Here is a 3447-nt window from a genome sequence, read left to right on the forward strand (position 1 = left end):
TTGACGCTAAAAAAATATATAATAACGACGCTATCGTGAGTGCTGGTAATATTCACCTTACCGCAATCAACATTATTAATAATACTAACTCCCTGATTTATTCGATGGGAGATGCTTTCCTGAAAGCTACTGATACTATTCTTAATAAAGTTAAGGGGAATATTCTCAGTCAAAAAAGAATTATCATGGAGGCAGGAACTATCCACAACCATGCCGGCCTTATTCGTTCTGAAGGGGATATGTGGTTAGATGCCGATAAAATCCTGAACGAAAGCACCTATAAGGGTGGGGATTGGGATACAGGGCCCTATGACACAGGTAAAGCAAGCTACGATGAAAGTAATACGTTTTGGTCTAAATACCATGTTGTAGACATAAAGATACCCAATGTTTCGTCCGATCTCACGCTGGATACCCGGGCAGAAATATCATCGGCAAAAAATTTATATATTAACCAGGATAGTACAGATGCGAGTAAAGCTGCGGGTAAAGTAGAGAACCGGGGCGGTCTGATTCAGGCAAAAGAAGATATACGAATCCGTGGGGATTTAATTAATTCACCAAAATATGGTGAGATTTCCATGCTTGATTACCTGAATGTAGGATTGAAGGAGAAAATTGTTTTCACTTTTATGTACAATAAAGGTACATGGAGTAACAACGGTCTGAATCTGGTATTTAGCTCAGTTTATCAAATGCTGGATTTCCTTTACGGAAACGGCGTTGATGATGGTAGAAACTACACAGAAATTGATTCCGATAGTCGTTATAAATTTCATGCCGCTACTAAAAAACTGGCCGCCGATCACTCTCTGTTAAACGCTTATATGAACCGTCTGTTTGGCGAACAATGGAAAGCCGCAGATTATAGCCAGTTGCAACAGCGTTGGGGCGAAATCAAGTTCGTGCCCGGGGCTGTCGAAGGCGCAACGGAAAGGCCTCTTTCGTCATTAGAACGCATGAAAATTTATTTTTTGCCCGCGGAAAAAGCAGCCATCGTGGCAGGAAAAGATTTCATCCATACGGGAGGCAGCTTTAACAGCGGCATCGCGACAGAGTTAGTGGGAGACGTGCAAAAGAATCAGACCGTTACGGTTAACGTTGGCGACCAGGAAGTTAACACGGCTGAACAGGTATATGATGTTAAATTCAATCCAAAAAATATCGCTGAAATATCCATGGGCATTAGCAGCCTGCCAATAATCGGCGCGCTTACGGAAATCAAAGGACTCTTTGAAAAATCCCAGGCCTATATTGATTATATTTCTGCGTTATCCCGGGACGGTACCACAGCACAAGTTGCCACAAACGGCAATATACAGGTCGGGCCGGGCGGCGCCAGCCGTGTTATACCGCTGTATGAGACGCGCCCGTCTATGATAGATCAGTCACAATATTTTGGCTCAGATTACTTCTTTAATTCTGTAGGCTATAACAGCGAGAAGCCGGTTATCGTTATTGGCGATAATTATTTCATTACCGAGCTGATCCGCCGTCAGGTTAACGAATCAATTGGCACCTTCTATGCACAGAAATACAGTGTGGAAGGAAGCGATATGGTAAAAATGCTGTTTGATAATGCCGGCAAAGTGGTGGCAAGTGAGGAAGGCGCTTCGCTGGTCATGGGGCAGGCATTAACCCAGGAACAAAGAGAGAATCTGACGGAGGATCTGGTCTGGTTCGTTACTGAGAATATTGAGGGGGTCGATGTTCTTGTTCCGGTAATTTATCTGGCCCAAACGACTATTGCCGAGATTGATACCGCCAATAAAACGGGTGCAGCTATCGTCCATGCAGGGAAGGATGTCGTGGTCGATGCAGAGAATATCCGTAATACCAATGCCGTCATCAGCGCCGGTAATGATGTGACACTAATAGCGGATGGCGATATTAATAATATTAGTAGCGGCATGAACGCCGGTATTTATGCAGGGGGATCGGCTAACCTTGTCAGTAGTTCGGGAGACATCACCAACAGCGGCAGCGCTATTTCGGCCGATCGGGACATTAATCTCATTGCAGAGAATGGCAATGTTGATATTATCGCCAGCGTCGGGCGCGATCAGAAAGGTAATCAACAGATTTCAGCTTACGATGATGGCATTACCGCCAGCGGCAATATCAACATTCAGGGCAAAGAGGTGGATATTACCGGCGTAGCGCTGACGGGAGGGGCCGGGGAAGATAATGTGGTTCGCGTCGCCGCTACTGAAGGCAACGTCAACTTTAATGACCTGCACGAAGTAAAATCTTCTTATAGCCATGAACATCAAAATAACGGCATGTTTACCACCAGAACAGAAGAAACCACGGAGGCCTCGGCTACCTCAAAAACCAGCTCGGTGAATACGGGGGGTAAATTTGTGGTAGAGGCAGCGAAGGACGCGGTCTTTACCGGCAGTGAATATAATGCTTCCAGCGGCGATATCAGTGCTGAAGGCGATGTGACGTTTAAAACGTCACAGGATCATTCCTTTAAGGAAACTAAAGTCACAGAATCCAGCCTGGTCTTTGGCGCCAAAGGCGATATACCCGGTTTGGCAGCCGAAGAGTTTAATGCCAGCACGTTAACCGGTAACGAAACATCTGCAGTGGGTTATGAGGCTCAGGGGCAGGAAGGCAACATGAGCAACTCTAATACTAAGCGTCCGGGGGCCGCTGCACTGGCCGATACGGCTTCCTTCCAGGCAGGGCTGCAAACCACCGAAGTGACCACCACGGAATCCTCTACCACTAATAAAAACGCCAGTTTTAATTTTACCAATGGCGTTGATATTAAAGCCGGGAAAACGCTTGATATTGGCGGTATGGATTTGGCTGCAGGTGAAGATGCTACGGCTAATCTTAGCGGTAATGACATTATTTCGACCAAATACGAAGATGTCCATAAATCCACCGTTGAATCTAAAGAAACGTTTATTGGCGTTAAAGGTGAAGGACACAGTTCAGTCTTGGATATGGCCAATAAGCACGTCAATCGTGTTGAAAAAAATGCTGAAGGAATGGAAATTGACGGGGTTATGACGGCGTTGGAAGTAGGCGGAGATATCTCAAATGTCATCATGAACGATCTTGCAGGCGGATCCGTTTCTGCGGGCTGGTCAGAAACCAAAGAAAGCTCTTCATCTGAAAGCCGTGCTGAGAATATTAATAAATTGACCGGTGGTACCATTAATTTTAATTCGACGAAAGATACTACATTAAAAGGTGTTGATATCAGTGCGGATAAAGTGAATGTAAACACAGGAGGCGATTTTACCCTGACGGCAGCCGAAAGCAGCACCAGTGACTCTTCCTCAACGACCAATCACAACGCCTCTATGGCCTGGAGCGGGGGCGCTGGCTTTAACGGCGCAGGGGCGGGTGCATCGATAGACTATACTGGCTCAACCTCTTCCAATGAGAAAAATACCACAACCTACACCAATTCGACCATTAAGGCTGGCA

General features: G+C 45.9%; 1 protein-coding gene. It reads left to right on the forward strand.

The annotated features are described in order from the left end of the window. Positions 1-3447, forward strand: a 3447-nt coding sequence (locus tag RTK32_RS20260) for a hemagglutinin repeat-containing protein (protein ID WP_312047092.1), incomplete at both ends; no start/stop codon positions are given.

The organism is Erwinia sp. (assembly GCF_031978025.1).
Classification (GTDB): Bacteria; Pseudomonadota; Gammaproteobacteria; order Enterobacterales; family Enterobacteriaceae; genus Erwinia.